Raw genomic sequence first — 16559 nt, forward strand, 5'->3', positions numbered from 1 at the left:
TCCTGCAATAAACTAAATGCTTTTAGGCAAATTGTATAAAGTTTACCTTAAGTTCATCAGATAAAAAAATTACTGACGGTGTAGATGATAAGACCTACCAATCCGCCCACCAGCGTTCCGTTTACGCGGATAAACTGAAGGTCTTTCCCCACTTCGAGTTCAAGCTTTTCACTAAGTTCCTTACCTTCCCAGTTACCTACTGTGGAACTGATGAGGCTGGATGCCTGATGGGTGTTCTTCAGGATATATTTATAAGCAGTAACACGTACCCAGTGATCGATTTTGTACTGGAGTTTTTCATCAGTCTGAAGGTTCAGTGACAGTTCTGTAAGATTTTTGTTTAAATAGGCTTTCAAAGCTGATTCTTCTTCCTCCAGTTCCCTGGCAAGTGATTTTTTTATAGATCTCCAGATATCAACTGAATACTGATGTAGTTTATCTTCGGTAAGAAAATCATTCTTTATGTTTTTAAATTCATCTTTCCATTTCTTCTCAGTTTGAAGCTCCGAGGAAAATGCGTAAAGCTTAGACGTAATTTCCGAACGTAAAGGGTGTGAAGGATCATTTTCAACTTCTTCAAAGAATTTAGAAAGCCCACCCGTAATTTTTTCAGCAATCGTATCGTCCACAAATTTGGGAATAAGGAAATAGCTTTCTTTCTGAACTCTTTGTTTTACTATGTCCTGATTATTCAGCACATATTCTTTGATCTGTTTGGCGAGACCCGTGATCAGTTTTTGATGGTCCTGTTTTTCCACTAAATATTGAATACCGTTGCCTACAATGTGGTTTATTTTCAAATCATCGGTCATTTCACGTGCCTTCTTAGTAATAAATCCGGTCACCGAATCATCATCAAGTTTGTATAAGATATTCAGGATTATTTTTGAAAGTTCACTCACCAGGTTTTGCTGGTTTTTTTCTTTAGCCAACCATTCACCGGCCATATTTGAAATCCTGATTTTTTGAATATAAGGTCTGATGTTTTGAGGAGACAGGAAGTTGGAGACCACAAAATTTCCCAGATTATCACCAATGCGCTCTTTGCTGTTCTGGATGAGGTTCGTATGCGGAATTTTAAGTCCGAGAGGATGATGGAACAGGGCCGTTACAGCAAACCAGTCGGCAAGCGCTCCCACCATAGCCGCTTCAGAGAATGCACGGATGTAGCCCACCCAGTGCGCGGGGTTCCGTTTTTCCAGTACTGTCATTAAAACAAATACCACGGCCATCACCACAAAAAGTCCTGTGGCAATCATTTTGTATTTGCGGAGTTGCTTTCTTTTTTGAACGTCGTCCATATTTCAAATTTAAATAAAATCAAACTTAACGCAGTGCTGCTATTTGTATGCCGATGCCTATAGTTGGACGTAGATTTTGGCAGGTTTAGGTTTGTAAACTATGTCTTAATATTAATGACTAATTTTGAATTAATTTATATATTATGAAAGCTTTGCTTTTCCTGCTTGCGCTGTTTGCCCTGCAGATGTGTACACAGATAAACCAACCCGAAAATACTAAAGTTATGCAAAATACAACCGAAAATCCTTATTACTCCAGGACAGACCGTACTAAACTTACCATAAGCAATGCTGAATGGAAAAATATACTCTCACCGGATCTCTATGCCATTGCCCGCGAGGCCGATACTGAAAGACCATTTACCGGAAAGTATAATGAATTTGACGAACTTGGGGATTATTACTGTGCTGTTTGCGGCAATCATCTGTTCCGCTCCGATTCAAAATTTTCATCCACCTGTGGCTGGCCAAGTTTTTTCGAAGCTGATAAAGAAGGTGTAGCTTACAACCGCGACTCTACTCATGGAATGGAAAGGATTGAAGTGGTTTGTAAGCGTTGCGATTCACATCTTGGACATGTTTTTAATGACGGTCCGCCACCAACCGGAATGCGCTATTGTATGAACTCAGTGAGCCTGGAATTCGTGGGTGACTCCCAAAAATAATAACAAATAGTAGCGAAAAAAATGTTAAATACTCTTAATTAGAGTTAAACTTTTGGGATCTAACTCCCTGAGAGATATTGTTATGTAATTTTGCCACACCAATCAATTTAACATAATAATATGCGCAAATTAATTTTGGCTGTATCAGCTACCTTTATACTGACTACCTCTTTTTACCGTGATACCCGTAATGATATTGTTGAAACCAGCATTGAAAATTCCGTGCCAGTTGCTGCTGTGCCTGGAGAAGAAGAAGTTTCTGCTGATCATGCTGCCGCTGAACTGTACAAAACCATAGACTTCGGAATGGGTAGCAAGATGAATGAAGAAGTTTTCCTGAAGGCTTTTTTGGGTTATTCAAATTTAAAAAATGCAGGAAAACTGGAGCACAGTGCAGGCATATTGACGGTTTGCGACTTTTCGCTTTCATCAACAAAGAAAAGATTGTGGGTTATTGATATGAATTCTAAAAAAGTTCTGTTTAATGAGCTCGTAGCGCACGGAAAGAACACAGGAGAGGAGTTCGCTACAAATTTCTCCAATACCGAAAGTTCACTGCAGAGCAGCATGGGTTTCTATATTACAGAATCTACTTATAACGGGTCCAACGGTTACTCGCTGAAGCTTATCGGAATGGATAAAGGTTACAATGATAACGCGTACAAACGCGCTATCGTAATGCACGGTGCAGATTATATAAGTGAGAACTTTATTAAGGCTCAGAACAGAATTGGGCGCAGTTGGGGTTGCCCGGCGGTAGCACGTGAGCTGGCTGAGCCAATCATCAACACTATTAAAGGGCAAAATGTGCTTTTTATCTATTATCCGGACCAGACCTATATGGAATCATCCGAGTGGCTTAAAGCGTAATTATATATGCCTTAAATAAAAAAGGGAAGTCCAGCCGACTTCCCTTTTTTTTGTGATTTACATTATCAGAACTTAAAGTCCATGCCTAAATAAAAATTGGCCGGCATTATAGGTGCGTAAACCATTCCACCATCAAAATAATTTCCGAAAGGATTGGCTGCATCTATGATAGGATTGTCCTGGGTGAAGGACGTCAGGTTTTCACCACCCACATAAATTCTTATGTTTTTAGAAAAGTCCCGCGAAATCTGTGCGTTCAGTGTTACAAAGGAATCTGAAGACCGCGCCAGCTGGAATTCTGAAGGATTAGTGGATAAATTTGGGAGGTCCTGCTTTCCAACATATTGAAGTGTAGTGTCGAAAGACCAGAAAGCTTTTCCCTCGGTAGGTTGTGTGCTGTAGGAAGCATTGAAGAAGCCTCTGTTCTTAGCCATAAACGGGATGTTTCTTCTGCCATCCATATAATCTGCCTGAACATCGTAAAATTTGTAGGCCACGCGAAGATCCAGATTTTTTGCCGGTGAAAAGTCAAGCTGAGTCTGGAAACTGTTCGCAAAGGATTTACCGTTCAGGTTATAGAATACAATTTTCTGTGGCGAAACATCCAGGTCTGTCAGCACCTGATTTTGGAAGTCCGTCCGGAAGAAATCGGCTACCAGCGTTGCTTTTCTGTTGAAAAGGTTAAATTCCTGCTGAAGGCTGGCACCGTAATTCCAAGCGGTCTCAGGCTTCAGGTCATAAATTTCACCGCTGCTACCCAGGATTTCGATTTGCCTGTTTGATGCAAAATACTGTTGGTTTTCAGCAAAAACATTGGCGGTACGGAATCCCCGCCCGGCGGAAAGTCTCAGAATGGTCCTTGGAGTAAAGTCATATTTAAAATTAACGCGCGGCGTGAACTGGGTACCAGCCAGATTGTGAAAATCGGCTCTGGCACCTGCTACCAGTGTATAGTTTTCACCTGTAAGGGTGTATTCCAGAAACAGCCCGGGAACAGTTTCCGTGCGGTTATAATTATCCTGAAGGTAAACCTCGTCAAATCTGTCGAACAGGAAACTTGCGCCTGTTTTGTACTTATGGTTGGTGTTCCCCAAAATGCTCTCAAAAATCAGATTTGAATAAAAGGTGCTTTGCTTGCCCAGATAATTCCTGTTTCCGAAGAAACTGTCCTGCTCATGATGGCTGTATTGGTTCATCCAGCCAATGCTTTGGTAAGGTTTTCCTTTAAAAACGTATCCTGTTTTGTTCCAGATATCAAACTTTTCGAGGTCGATGCCGATTCCGTAAAGAGTCTGTTGTGACTGATCGGTATGTCTGTCAAAGTCTTTCTGTCCGCCGTTACGTTCGTCTTTAACAAAGCTGATCCCGAAATGAGTTCCCAGGCCTGTATGTTCCAGATCATTATAATTAAGCAAATAAGCGGCGTTGATCTGGTTTCCTGTAGGTTGGTCCAAAAAGCCGTCGTCATTGGTATCCATCTTCGCCACGGTCGCGTTTCCGTGCAAAAGTACCGTCTGAGACCAATGTTCAGTCAGTGCGTTGGTAGAGGTTATATTTGTTTCAAATCTTCCGTTGGCATCGGCAAAGAAATTAATTGCTGTTTCGGGCGTACCCTGAAATTTCAGAAATTCCGTATTTATTTGTCCGGTGATACTTTCGTATCCATTGGTCACCGTACTGCCACCTTTAGTCAATTGGATGCCACCAATCCAGCGGCCGGGAATCAGGTTCAAGCCATAAGGTGAAGCCAGTCCCCGAATGGAGGGAAGAAGTTCTCTTGTAAGTGAGGTGTATTTCTGGTCCAGACCCAGCATTTTCAGCTGTTTGGTGCCTGTAACAGCATTGCTGAAAGAAACATCTACGGTCGCATTGGTTTCGAAACTTTCCGAAAGGTTACAGCAGGCCGCCTTCAGCAATTCCTTCTGACCGATATTGAAGGTTAGTCCGGCCGATTTCCGGCTTAATGATGTCGCTTCTTCACGTTTTGTGATAAGAACTCCATCTATATTATGGTCAATATGATCCTTATGCTGTGTAAAATCCTTTTGAGGTTGCTGTTCATCGTCATGCACTAAATCACTCTTTACTCCGAAAGCAAGTTCACGGTCGTAAAGGCAGCAGCCAGGTAAAGCATTATAGACAGCATCTTTGGCCAGAAATTTTTCATTGTCGTGACCTGCTTCTGCAATTTTCTGCAAAATTATGTCTGATGAGGTTTTAGCAGGGTCGAATTCCAGAACTACAGTCTGAGTTTCAGAGTTCCAGTTTGCGCCGGACGCGCCGGCTTCTTTTGCCGCTTTTTCAATCCTGGCTTTGCAGGAACCACAGTTTCCTTTTACAAAAAAAGTGTTCGTCGGCAAAGCTGTTAGATTGTTTACGGGTTGTTCCGGACTCTTTATGAGTGACGGTGTTCTTTCATACAGGCAGCAGCCCGGAAGGTTTTTGTATACTGTGTCTGGCGCAGAATACTTCTCATTGTCATGACCCACATCTGCAATTTTTTTTAATAGGGTGTCTCCTGTAACTGTGGAGGGGTCATATTTCACACTTAGAGTTTGTGTGGCGGCATTCCAGTTAGCGGAGGTGGCGCCCGCATTTTTCGCGGTAGTTTCAATTCTGTCTTTACACATACCGCATTCGCCTTTCACTTTAAAGGTTGATTCGGTAATGGTTTGGGCAGCTATAGTTTGGGTAAGGAATAGGGTGATAATAAGAATACTTCTTAATAAAGTTTTCATCGTTAAAATTTAGATTAATTAAAAGAAAATTTGCTCTAAGGACGGACCTTAGGCATAGACTCAGGAAATTAACCTATTTTGGGAGGTTGCCAGATTCTGGCAGTCGGATCGGAAAAGTCCGGACTTAAGTAGCAAAAATCCATATCGGAACGGCCTGCAACCAAAAGCCTGGTTACAGTGAGAAGTTCCGGTGTAACGGATGAGAATACTGATGTTGATGTACAGGTACGGCAGCTGCTACAATCGCTACCACAGGATTTCTTATCTTCACCATGGCAGGGCTTCGGATCTTTCTGTTCAGAAGGACAGCAGTCGCCCAATCCGGTTGTTGTGCAGCAGGATTGTGGCTTAATTTGGGCAAAGACGTTCTGTTTGGGTATAATAAAAACACCCAAACAAAAAATAATCACCAATATGTGAAGTTTCCTTGCCATTTATGGCGCAAAATTACGAATTTTATTTTAACGGTGCACCAACAGCTATGTCGCATCTGTGCCCGGGCTCACCGTGTGCAGGATTAAGTCCCGCCTTACCGCTGGCTGCGGCTGCAGGTTTACTTGCAACGTTATAAGCCATGGGGTCTGGAGTAGACTTGGCTGGTACTATACCCGCAGGTGCTGCAGTGCTGGTTGTGCTCTTCGCAGGGCTGTTAAGCGGGGCTCCTACTGAAATATCGCAACGGTGTCCTGGCTGTCCGTGTGGCGGGTTCATACCCGGAGCAGTGGACGGAGCGGGAGCAGGTGTTACATTATAAGCAGCCGGATCTTTCTGAGCGGAGTTCGGAGTTATACTCTGTGGAGCTGCTGCAGGAGTTTTCGCTGCTGAATTTAAGGGCGCACCTACCGGAATTTCGCACTTATGTCCAGGCTGTCCGTGTGGAGGGTTAGTGCCGGGCGCTGTCTGCTGTACACCAGCTGTTGGCTGAGACGCTCCTGGAACTGAGGAAGTAACGCCAGCCGGCAACAGCATATTTGATGCCTGCGTTTTAGCCGCATCGGAATTGGTATTTGCAGAAGTCGTAGTGGCTGAATCTTTCAGATAGGTCGGCTTCTGGTTTTTTTCGCATGAGCTAAGTGCCAAAACGGCACCAAGTATAAATAGTGTGCTAATTTTCATATCGTTATCTCTAATTCAGCAAAAGTAGGAAATTCCTGCGACATTGCATTATCCGTTTGTTTTTTGTTGAATTTTACAATTTACGCAGGAAAACAGGCTGAAAAAATTACATTTGCAGTTGTAATAAAACTGAACAGCTTATGAAAAATGTATTTGTATTATGTTTTGTGTTTATTTCCGTACTGGGGTTTTCGCAGGACAGGAAAGGAATGGGTCAGAATTTCGTGAAGGCTATGTTTTCTGAGAAGGAGGCTGAAAAGGCCTATACAATGTTTAACGGAACAATTAAAGATCAGCTGCCACTGACGGACTTTAAGACTGTTGGCAGCGAAATCATGGGTCAGGTTGGGCCTTTCAAAAAGATTTTAGAAGTTAACAGTGAAGAGGATACTTACTATTTCTACTCTGAATTTGAGAAAAGCAGCCTGGATGTCCAGATTACTTTTAACGGGGAGAACAAAATTGTTGGTTTTTATTTTGTTCCTCATAAAGAATTTGCAGCTGAGCCTAAGAAGTAAGTCCAAAGCTCAGATCATCAGCTAAAAAAACACCTCGCGGCTTAATGCATGAGGTGTTTTTCTTTAATACCGATCCGGTGTTGTTTAGTTTTTCACCAGCAGGCGGAAACCTTCACCGTGTACGTTTATGATTTCCAGGCCTTCATCGTCACGAAGGAGTTTGCGGAGTTTAGCAATGTATACATCCATACTTCTCGCTGTAAAGTAGTTTTCCTTTTTCCAGATTTTCCTTAGTGCCAGATCGCGGGGCATGAAATCGTTCCTGTGCTGGCATAGGAGTTTCAGAAGTTCATTTTCCTTAGGAGAAAGCTTATACTCGTTATCTCCTACCCGGAGTTGGCGCAGCATGGAATCAAAAAAGATATTACTGATCTTGAACTGTTCCTGCTCGTCATTCTCCACAGCGGCACTGCGCTGCAGGATGGCTTTAATTTTATAAAGCAGCAGTTCCGTGTCGAATGGTTTTGTTATATAATCGTCGGCACCTAACTGGTAACCCTTCAGGATGTCTTCCCTTAAATTTTTGGCGGTAAGAAAGATTATTGGGGTGTTCTTATCAATTTTCTTTACATCCTCAGCTAATGAGAAGCCGTCTTTTTTCGGCATCATCACATCAAAGATGCAGATGTCGAATTCATTCTCTGTAAATTCCTTTAAGCCCTGCTCCCCATCAACAGCGAGTGTTACCTCAAAATTATTGATGGTTAAGTAGTCCTTCAGAACTGCACCAAAACTTTGGTCATCTTCTACCAGTAGGATCCTGTTATTCATTATGTTATTTTTTAGTTTGTTTGCATTATAATACCTGATTCATAGGCAGTTTTATGGTAAAGGTGCTTCCTTTGCCTTTGCGCGACTCCACCAATACCTGTCCTTTGTGGAGTTCAATTATTTTCTTCACGTAAGACAAGCCAAGTCCCTGGCCTTTCACATTGTGAATGTTACCTGTTTCCTCGCGGAAGAATTTGTCGAAAATCCTTTTATTGTTGTCTATGTCCAGACCAATTCCCCTGTCTGAGATTTCAATGACATACCAATTGCCTTCATTTTGGGTTTTTACAAATATTTCAGGTGTTTCGGGTGAATATTTATTCGCATTATCCAACAGATTGATCAGCGCGTTTGAGATATGAAATTCATCCACTTTTACAATGTAACGGTCTGCCGTGAATTCCTGTTCCAGTGTGCCGTTACGCTGTGCGATGATGAGTCCGAAACTTTCAGTAATCTCCTTAATAAGATTGCGGAGGTTGGTTTCCTTCAGGAAAAGCTGCACTTCATTTCTTTCCAGCTTGCTCATGTTCAGTACGTTTTCCACCTGCTTTTTCATGCGCAGATTTTCCTGTTTTATAAGCTGTGAATAGTATTTCACCTTTTCCGGATTGGTGGCAATCTTATCATTAGCAAGTGAATCAGTAGCTACCGAAATAGTGGCCAGCGGTGTTTTGAACTCATGCGACATATTATTGATGAAATCTGTTTTAACCTCAGCAATTTTCTTCTGCCTCATCATGTAGTTAATGGAGATGATGTAGATTCCCAAAATGGTTAGTAAAGACATGAAGGTACCCAACAGCATGGGAAGGTTGTTTTTTGCCAGAGAATATCCCTTTCTGGGGAAAACTAAAGAGAGACTGTACAAAGTTCTGTCTCTGCTGTCTGCAAAAAGAGGATAGGTATAGCTGTCCGCATTTTTTTCAACCTTATAAATTTCGTTGGCTACCGAAGTCAGATTATTCTTACTGTCCATAATTCCATAACCAAACTTGGTATCTATGCCCTTAAGTCGGAGTTCACGGGAGACCACAGAGTCCAGGATCGCCGGAACCACGCGCTTTTCCACCGGCAGATTACTCCCACTTAGTTTTGCAAATTCCCGCAAAGTAAATTCGCCACTTTGGATAGACCGGTTCAGGTCTTCTGTAAGAAGTTCGGGTGCTGATGAATCCCTGCGCAGACGAATCAAGGCTTCGTCTGTATACATAGTGGTTACCTTCAGGCTGTCGCCGCGCTGCGAAATAGGAATATCCTTATTTTCTATGATGTTTTTGGAATACGTAATGGTCCGGCGGCTGGCAGAGTCTTCCACCTGCTGTATGGCAGTCACTGAAGGCTGCGTGCTCCCCATTACATCCTTATTCAGATTTTTGTACTGAGCGTAATATTTTTCCACCTCAATATCAGTCATTTTTTTTGCTGATGACTCCAAAGCCGCATGCACCTTATTGGAGAAATCCTGCTCCAGGGCTTCATAATAGCTCTTCAGCCAGTAAAACTGGAGCGCAACGAAGACCACAAGGGATATCGTCATAAATACTGATATAATTGGGATAAATTTGTTATTCATGAACCTTTTAGATTTCAGGTGTTAAAATTACTGATTTTAAGAATGTAAATTTAATAATTCAACTGATATAATATTAAAATTTTCTTAAAAACGATTCTTTTAACGGTTTATTATAAATTGAATGACTGTTTTGTAACGCGGTTAATTTCTATTTTTTTAATTTTGAAATATAATACCTAGAGATGAAGGACAAAACTATAGTTCAGATTGACCGGGAAGCGGCCACAATGTTTATAATGAGAGTTTTTGCTGCTGAAGTATCTGCGGTTTGGAAACACTTTTCCGAAAAGGAATTATTGGACAGCTGGTGGGCGCCGAAGCCGTGGAAATGCGAAACCAAAAGTCTGGACTTTTCGGAAGGCGGAGTCTGGCAGTATGCGATGGCTGGACCGGAGGGCGAACGCCATCACGCTGGAGTGCGGTACAGTGAAATTATGTTCCACCGCAGTATCGCCTGGTCTGATTATTTTTCAGATTCGGCTGGCAATATTGATACGGATAAACAAGTCGTCGACTGGCTTATTGGTTTTACCGGTGTTCAGGAAGGGACTAAACTAACAGTGAACCTTCATTTTAAATCAACAGCGGAATTGGAAAAGATCCTCAACTTTGGTTTTGCAGAGGGTTTTAGTGCAGGTCTTGACAATTTGGAACAGGCTCTGAATTCCAGATAGTACTATTAAAAGGTTTAAAAAAGCTCTTCATCCATAAAATACTGGATGATTGCTTTTTTCATCAGCAGTTGCTGCTCATTCGGTTTCAGTTCAGGAAGTTGCTCCACTTCGCTGAAATGTGGAAAGCCGTCCTTGTCGTAATGTGAAAATTTGTAGTATCCAAAAGGTTCAAGCAGCCGGCATACTGCAATATGAAGGATATTCAGTTTGTCATCTTTTGTGTATTTCTGCTGGCCGCTGCCAAGTTCCTGTACACCGATCAGAAAAAGTATGGTGTCCAGTGAGGGATGTTTTTCGGTGTCGAAATTTTCCACAAAGAAATTTTCAACATTTGCCCACAATTCTCCTTCAGTTAAATTGTTCATTATTCTTTTTTTCAAGTTTTAATAAAAATGCAAACTCCAGTGCATCCTCTTTCAGGCTTTCAAACCTTCCGCTGGCGCCGCCGTGTCCAGAGCTCATGTCCGTTTTAAAGATCAGTATATTGTTGTCTGTTTTCAATTCCCGCAATTTTGCTGTCCACTTGGCCGGTTCCCAATACTGAACCTGTGAATCGTGCAGTCCGGTCGTAATCAGCATATTGGGATAGGCCTTTGCTTCCACGTTGTCATACGGCGAATAGGATTTCATATAATGATAATACTCACTGTCATTTGGGTTTCCCCACTCGTCATATTCCCCGGCAGTCAGCGGAATGGTTTCGTCCAGCATTGTGGTTACCACGTCCACAAACGGTACCTGAGCGATAACTCCGTTAAACAGTTGGGGTTCAAAATTTATTACAGCACCCACCAGCAGGCCTCCCGCAGAACCACCCATTCCATACAGGTGAGCTGGTGAGGTGTATTTGGAGGAAATGAGATATTTGGCAACATCAATAAAGTCGTAGAAGGTATTCTTCTTCTCCAGCATACGGCCTTCTTCGTACCATTCGCGGCCCAGATATTCGCCACCACGGATATGAGCAATGGCATATATGAAGCCGCGGTCCAGCAGTGAAAGGCGCACATTGGAGAATCCGGCATCTACGGTATGTCCGTAACTTCCGTAACCGTACATAAGAAGAGGGGTTTCCGGGCTTTTTGGTGTGTTTTTATGATAGACCAACGAGACCGGAATCATCGTTTCTCCATCACGCGATTTTGCCCACAGGCGTTCAGAAATGTAATTTTCGGGGCTGAAATTGCCGCCCAAAACTTCCTGTTGCTTCAGCAAGGTAGTGGTGCGCGCGCCCATGTCATACTCGTACGCGGTGGTGGGCTGGGTGAGTGAGGTATAACCGTAACGGAGTTTATCAGTGTCAAATTCCAGATTAAGGCTGATAAATGCTGTATAAGTAGGATCCGAAAAAGGCAGATAGTGACTTTCAGCATTTCTGGTGTCGGTAACTTTTAACTGTAAAAGTCCTTCCTTACGTTCTTCAACAACTAAAAAGTTCCTGAATATTTCAAAACCTTCAAGTAAAACATCCTCGCGGTGAGGCACAATATCTGTCCAGTTTTCAATTCCCGGAGTGCTGACCGGAGTTTTTACAAGTTTAAAGTTAAAGGCGTCATCGGCATTTGTAATAATATAGAAATCATCAGCGAAATGTTCTACAGAATATTCCAGCTCATCAGCCCTGGGCTGCAGGATTTTCCATTCACCCAGGGGATTATTGGCGGAAATAAAGCGGTGTTCGTCTGATAGGGTGCTGGAACTGCCAATAAATATATATTCAAGTGACTTTGTTTTGTACACATGTACGTCAAACGCTTCGTCTTTCTCATGATATACCTCAGCATCTTCCTGAGAAGTTGTCCCGATTTTGTGTCTGAATACTTTATAGGCACGCAGGTTTTCATCCTTACGTATGTAGAAAATATACTGGTTATCTGCAGACCACACGGCTTTACCGGTACAGTTTTCAATGATGTCAGCCAGTACTTCGCCTGTGTTTAGGTTTTTAATTTGAATGGTGTAAATCCTTCTTCCGACAGTATCGGTGGAGTAAGCGCCCAAACGGTTGTCAGGACTTGCTGCAGCACTGCCAAGATCGAAATATTCGTAACCTTGGGCAAGTTCATTGGCATCGAGCATCACTTCCTCTGGGCTTTCCAGAGTAAGGTGCTTCCTGCAGAAAATGGGATACTCCTTTCCCTTCTCATACCTAACTATATACCAGTAGCCATTAAAAAAATACGGAATAGATTCGTCATCTTTTTTGTAGCGTGCCTTCATTTCCCGGAACAGTTCCTCCTGCAGCTGCTCAGTGTCTTTCATCACAAAATCGGCATATTCGTTTTCTGACTCCAGATATGCAGTTACTTCAGGATTCTCTCTTTCGTTCATCCAGAAATAAGGGTCGCTTCGGCGGTCGCCGTGTTTTTCCAGGATCTTTTCTATTTTCTTGGCTTGGGGAATGTTCATTTTCTTATAAAAGATGTCAAAGATAATTAATTTAGAGCAGTGGAGTTCGCTATCGCACTTATCGGTTACTTTTAAACCGGGGATAGGTCTTCCTTAATGCGGTTTCGTGACCTGGGGCAAACTGAGCTGCATTTTAAACAAAAAATCCGTCCCAGCCAGGAACGGATTGTATAGCCAGGATACCAAGGGTATCACTTATTCATATTTCTAATGTACTTTTCGATAGCCATAGTCATAGAAGGGGTTTCCTTCGTAGGCGCCATAACATTCACCATAAGTCCGGTTTCTTCTGCAGCACTTTGTGTTGTAGGGCCAAATACAGCAATTTTGGTATCGCCCTGCTTAAAGTCTTTAAAATTCTGATGAAGCGACTTGATTCCCTGCGGACTGAAAAACACCAGCATATCGTAATCCTGTATCGTTATATCCGTTAGGTCAGAACAAACGGTTCTGTACATAATTGCACGGGTCCATTCGACATTTGCTTTGTCCAGAATAACAGGGATATCAGGACTCAACACATCTGAAGATGGGAGAAGATATTTTTCCGAAGGGAACTTCTTAAAAAGTGGTGCCAGGTCTGCAAAGGTTTTTTCACCAAAGCTGATCTTTCTTTTCCTGTATACTATATGTTTCTGAAGATAGTTGGCAATGGCCTCACTCTGGCAAATGTACCGCATGGAGTCCGGTACGCTGAAACGCATCTCCTCCGCCAGGCGGAAATAATGGTCAATTGCATTTTTGCTTGTGAAAATAATACCTGTAAACTGCGAAAGGTCAATCTTTTGTGTTCTGAGTTCCTTGTTGTCCAGACCTTCCACATGGATGAACGGACGGAAATCTATTTTGATTTTTTCCTTTTTCGCCATCTCCAGATACGGTGAAGATTCACTTGGTGGCGGCTGAGAAACAAGAATAGATTTAATTTTCATATTAATTTGTGTTTAAAAAAATAACATTTTCCAAAGCGCCATTATAGGTATAAATTGGAGCGTGCAAATATACAAAAATTTATAATACCACTCATTAGGCAGAATGTGGTTTTTGTGAAAGATGTAAAATAACACTTTGAATATGAAAACGATTCCAAAGAACAAAATGTAATATACTAACGCTTCACTCTTATCTATGGGAAAATAATAATGGCCAATGCACAGGCCCATAATAATTAGCGAAAGTACAAAATAGAACCTTGTAGCCGTGAAGCAGAAGGAGTTCCAGCGTCTGGAAAAGCCTACGCTCTGGTAAAAAAGATAGCTTAGGGCAGCTTTACCCATATAAAACAGGATAAGGCACAGAAATGTGAATCCAAACTTGTTGAACTGCAGGCCAAGAACTTCAGGCAGCGAAAGAAATCTCGGGACTGTGGGCACATATTGTGAAATAAGAGCAGCCACGCTCAGGCAGTACGCGAAGGAGACAATGACCCACGTGATAACAACATTACTCGCGTCAGTAATATCCTGCATCAGGAAACGTTTTATATTTATACCCCGATGCAGCGAAGACAGCATGAACACGTACAGAAAGCAGGAAAGCAGCAGAATGGCAATCACCCAGTCATAGCTCTCGGTAAGACGAAGTTGGTTGGCGAAGGGTGTTTCTGCAATTATTTGTAACATTTGTGCAAAAATAGGATTATTTTAAAAACCAAAAAGCAGTCTTGAAATTACACTATCTTTGCACCCGTAAATGAAGAAACTCGTTATCATACCCACTTATAATGAGCGTGAAAACATTCAGGGCATTATAGCCGAGGTGTTTGCTCTGGAACAGGATTTTCACGTACTCGTGGTGGATGATTCCTCACCGGACGGGACTGCTGATCTTGTAAAGAAGCTACAGGAAAAATACCCCCACCATCTGCATTTAAGTGTCCGTAAAGTAAAGGACGGATTAGGCAAGGCCTATATTCACGGATTCCGATGGGCACTGCAGAACGGTTATGACTATATTTTTGAGATGGACGCCGATTTTTCGCACAATCCTGCTGATCTGCCGCGGATGTTCGAGGCATGTCTTACTGCCGACATGAGCGTGGGTTCCCGCTATTCCAACGGTGTAAATGTGGTTAACTGGCCTATGGGACGGGTTTTGCTTTCTTATTGTGCGTCAAAATACGTACGTTTTGTTTTGGGTATTCCGGTGCATGATACCACTGCAGGATTTGCCTGCTTTTCACGAAAAGTTCTGGAAGAAATCGGACTGGATAATGTGAACCTTAAAGGCTATGGTTTTCAGGTAGAAATGAAATTCCGTGCTTTTAAAAAAGGGTTCAGGATTGTAGAGGTGCCTATTATATTTACGAACAGGGTTAGGGGAGAGAGCAAGATGAACGGCGGTATCATTGGTGAAGCAGTTTTTGGTGTCCTTCACCTGAAGTGGCAGTCATTAATTGGAAAATTATAAAGGGAATGAAACAGTTTCTGTTTTTTTGTACGTTTACCTTTTTTCTGGCCTGCTCAGATTATGTGGAGCGGCCGGGTAAACTTCTTGATGAGGATACGATGTCCGAAATCATAGCTGAAATGACTGTTCAGGAAGAGTTGCTCAGGCTGAATCCAAAAAGTAATATGGAAAATGCAACCAGATTTGTGCTTAAAAAACATGAAATTAGTGCGGCCGATTTTACAGCCAGCTATAAATATTATGCTACAAGCCGCAAGTTGCAGGGGATACTGACGGAAGCTCAGAACATCATCAAAAACAGTCATCCGAAGGCGGACACATACATTGAAAACGAACTTAAGAAAATAAAAAAGCAGGAACTTCCCAGTAATTAATATGCAGCCATTTTTTCAAATAAATAAAATTTCAGAAGGTAAAGCACGCGCAGGTATCCTCACAACAGATCACGGGCAGATACAAACGCCAATGTTCATGCCAGTGGGTACGGTAGCTTCGGTAAAAACAGTACACCAGCGTGAACTGAAGGACGATATAAAAGCACAGATTATTTTAGGAAATACCTATCACCTACTGCTTCGTCCGGGAATGGACATCATGACACGGGCCGGCGGTCTGCACAAATTTATGAACTGGGAGTTGCCTATCCTTACAGATTCAGGCGGCTATCAGGTATTCTCATTGGCAGCATCGCGTAAAATGACGGAGGAAGGTGTAAAGTTTAAATCGCATATAGACGGGAGCGTTCAGTTTATCTCTCCGGAGAAATCAATGGAGATTCAAAGGCAGATCGGTGCCGATATTTTCATGGCTTTTGATGAATGTACTCCATATCCGTGCGAATACAATCAGGCCAAAACATCAATGGAACTGACCCATCGCTGGCTTAAAAGATGTATAGACTGGTGCGCGGAGAATCCTGAGATGTACGGACACCAACAACATCTTTTTCCTATTGTGCAGGGGTCTACGTATGCGGATCTGCGTAAAATTTCGGCTGAGGTAATTTCCGAAAGCAATGCTGTGGGAAACGCCATCGGTGGGCTTTCCGTTGGTGAGCCTGAAGACGAAATGTACCGTATTACCGATATCGTAACGGATGTTCTTCCCAAGGAGAAACCCAGATATCTGATGGGTGTGGGTACTCCATGGAATATTCTGGAATCCATTGGCCTCGGTATCGATATGATGGATTGTGTAATGCCTACCCGAAATGCGCGGAATGCTATGCTATTCACCTGGAATGGTGTGATGAATATGAAAAACCAGAAATGGAAAGACGATTTTTCACCTTTGGACGAGTTTGGAACCAGTTACGTAGACCGAGAGTACAGTAAAGCCTATGTGAGGCATCTTTTCGTATCCAAAGAGTATCTGGCAAAACAGATTGCCTCCATCCATAACCTGGCATTTTACCTGGATCTTGTAAGAGTAGCCCGTGAGCATATACTGGCCGGAGATTTTTACCAGTGGAAGGACTCAGTGATGCCGGCTTTGCGCCAGCGTTTGTAATTA

General features: G+C 42.5%; 17 protein-coding genes. 7 read left to right on the forward strand and 10 right to left on the reverse strand.

Annotated elements, in window-relative coordinates; all coding sequences use genetic code 11:
• Positions 1 to 56: 56 nt before the first annotated feature.
• Complete coding sequence (locus tag H1R16_RS08115; protein WP_181887079.1) at positions 57 to 1301, reverse strand: DUF445 domain-containing protein; 1245 nt, start codon at positions 1299 to 1301, stop codon at positions 57 to 59.
• 185 nt (positions 1302 to 1486) lie between these two features.
• On the opposite strand from H1R16_RS08115, the gene msrB reads away from it, so the two are divergent.
• Complete coding sequence (msrB, locus tag H1R16_RS08120; protein WP_228451088.1) at positions 1487 to 1966, forward strand: peptide-methionine (R)-S-oxide reductase MsrB; 480 nt, start codon at positions 1487 to 1489, stop codon at positions 1964 to 1966.
• Between the two features lie 120 nt (positions 1967 to 2086).
• Positions 2087 to 2836 carry a murein L,D-transpeptidase catalytic domain family protein gene (locus H1R16_RS08125; RefSeq protein ID WP_181887077.1) on the forward strand — a complete coding sequence of 250 codons (750 nt, stop codon included), beginning with the start codon at positions 2087 to 2089 and terminating at the stop codon, positions 2834 to 2836.
• A 65-nt stretch (positions 2837 to 2901) separates the two neighbouring features.
• Here the strand turns inward: H1R16_RS08125 and H1R16_RS08130 are convergent, their stop codons facing one another.
• The 3 genes from H1R16_RS08130 to H1R16_RS08140 all read right to left on the reverse strand — a co-directional run bounded on the left by H1R16_RS08130 (position 2902) and on the right by H1R16_RS08140 (position 6690).
• Positions 2902 to 5574: a TonB-dependent receptor domain-containing protein gene (locus H1R16_RS08130; RefSeq protein ID WP_181887076.1), complete on the reverse strand. Its 2673-nt coding sequence runs from the start codon at positions 5572 to 5574 to the stop codon at positions 2902 to 2904.
• 68 nt (positions 5575 to 5642) lie between these two features.
• Positions 5643 to 6008, reverse strand: coding sequence for a hypothetical protein (locus H1R16_RS08135; RefSeq protein ID WP_181887075.1), 366 nt, complete (start codon positions 6006 to 6008; stop codon positions 5643 to 5645).
• A gap of 22 nt (positions 6009 to 6030) precedes the next feature.
• Complete coding sequence (locus H1R16_RS08140; RefSeq protein ID WP_181887074.1) at positions 6031 to 6690, reverse strand: hypothetical protein; 660 nt, start codon at positions 6688 to 6690, stop codon at positions 6031 to 6033.
• A gap of 140 nt (positions 6691 to 6830) precedes the next feature.
• Between H1R16_RS08140 and H1R16_RS08145 the strand changes: the two genes are divergently transcribed.
• Complete coding sequence (locus tag H1R16_RS08145; protein WP_181887073.1) at positions 6831 to 7208, forward strand: DUF3887 domain-containing protein; 378 nt, start codon at positions 6831 to 6833, stop codon at positions 7206 to 7208.
• Between the two features lie 84 nt (positions 7209 to 7292).
• Here the strand turns inward: H1R16_RS08145 and H1R16_RS08150 are convergent, their stop codons facing one another.
• Complete coding sequence (locus H1R16_RS08150; RefSeq protein WP_181887072.1) at positions 7293 to 7979, reverse strand: response regulator transcription factor; 687 nt, start codon at positions 7977 to 7979, stop codon at positions 7293 to 7295.
• Positions 7980 to 8004: 25 nt separating this feature from the next.
• Complete coding sequence (locus tag H1R16_RS08155; protein ID WP_181887071.1) at positions 8005 to 9555, reverse strand: sensor histidine kinase; 1551 nt, start codon at positions 9553 to 9555, stop codon at positions 8005 to 8007.
• Positions 9556 to 9737: 182 nt separating this feature from the next.
• Between H1R16_RS08155 and H1R16_RS08160 the strand changes: the two genes are divergently transcribed.
• The gene (locus H1R16_RS08160) at positions 9738 to 10229 is read left to right on the forward strand and encodes an SRPBCC family protein (protein ID WP_181887070.1); all 492 of its coding nucleotides are present in this window, start codon (positions 9738 to 9740) and stop codon (positions 10227 to 10229) included.
• 14 nt (positions 10230 to 10243) lie between these two features.
• On the opposite strand, the gene H1R16_RS08165 is transcribed toward H1R16_RS08160, so the two are convergent.
• The 4 genes from H1R16_RS08165 to H1R16_RS08180 all read right to left on the reverse strand — a co-directional run bounded on the left by H1R16_RS08165 (position 10244) and on the right by H1R16_RS08180 (position 14260).
• Positions 10244 to 10594 carry a hypothetical protein gene (locus tag H1R16_RS08165; RefSeq protein ID WP_181887069.1) on the reverse strand — a complete coding sequence of 117 codons (351 nt, stop codon included), beginning with the start codon at positions 10592 to 10594 and terminating at the stop codon, positions 10244 to 10246.
• Complete coding sequence (locus H1R16_RS08170) at positions 10578 to 12638, reverse strand: S9 family peptidase (RefSeq protein WP_181887068.1); 2061 nt, start codon at positions 12636 to 12638, stop codon at positions 10578 to 10580. Before H1R16_RS08170 ends, H1R16_RS08165 begins: the two co-directional genes overlap by 17 nt.
• A 191-nt stretch (positions 12639 to 12829) precedes the next feature.
• A complete protein-coding gene (locus H1R16_RS08175; protein WP_181887067.1) occupies positions 12830 to 13570 on the reverse strand; it encodes a uroporphyrinogen-III synthase in 741 nt (246 codons plus the stop codon).
• A 12-nt stretch (positions 13571 to 13582) separates the two neighbouring features.
• Positions 13583 to 14260: a DUF4271 domain-containing protein gene (locus tag H1R16_RS08180; RefSeq protein WP_181887066.1), complete on the reverse strand. Its 678-nt coding sequence runs from the start codon at positions 14258 to 14260 to the stop codon at positions 13583 to 13585.
• A gap of 70 nt (positions 14261 to 14330) precedes the next feature.
• On the opposite strand from H1R16_RS08180, the gene H1R16_RS08185 reads away from it, so the two are divergent.
• Genes H1R16_RS08185 through tgt form a run of 3 tightly spaced genes read left to right on the forward strand, consistent with a single transcriptional unit; the run spans position 14331 to position 16556 of the window.
• Positions 14331 to 15047 (forward strand): polyprenol monophosphomannose synthase, encoded by a 717-nt coding sequence (locus tag H1R16_RS08185; protein ID WP_181887065.1) that lies wholly within the window; start codon positions 14331 to 14333, stop codon positions 15045 to 15047.
• Between the two features lie 5 nt (positions 15048 to 15052).
• Complete coding sequence (locus tag H1R16_RS08190; protein WP_181887064.1) at positions 15053 to 15421, forward strand: DUF4296 domain-containing protein; 369 nt, start codon at positions 15053 to 15055, stop codon at positions 15419 to 15421.
• A gap of 1 nt (position 15422) precedes the next feature.
• A complete protein-coding gene (tgt, locus tag H1R16_RS08195) occupies positions 15423 to 16556 on the forward strand; it encodes a tRNA guanosine(34) transglycosylase Tgt (protein WP_181887063.1) in 1134 nt (377 codons plus the stop codon).
• Positions 16557 to 16559: the final 3 nt, after the last annotated feature.

Origin of the sequence: Marnyiella aurantia, assembly GCF_014041915.1 — a bacterium.
Taxonomy (GTDB): domain Bacteria; phylum Bacteroidota; class Bacteroidia; order Flavobacteriales; family Weeksellaceae; genus Marnyiella; species Marnyiella aurantia.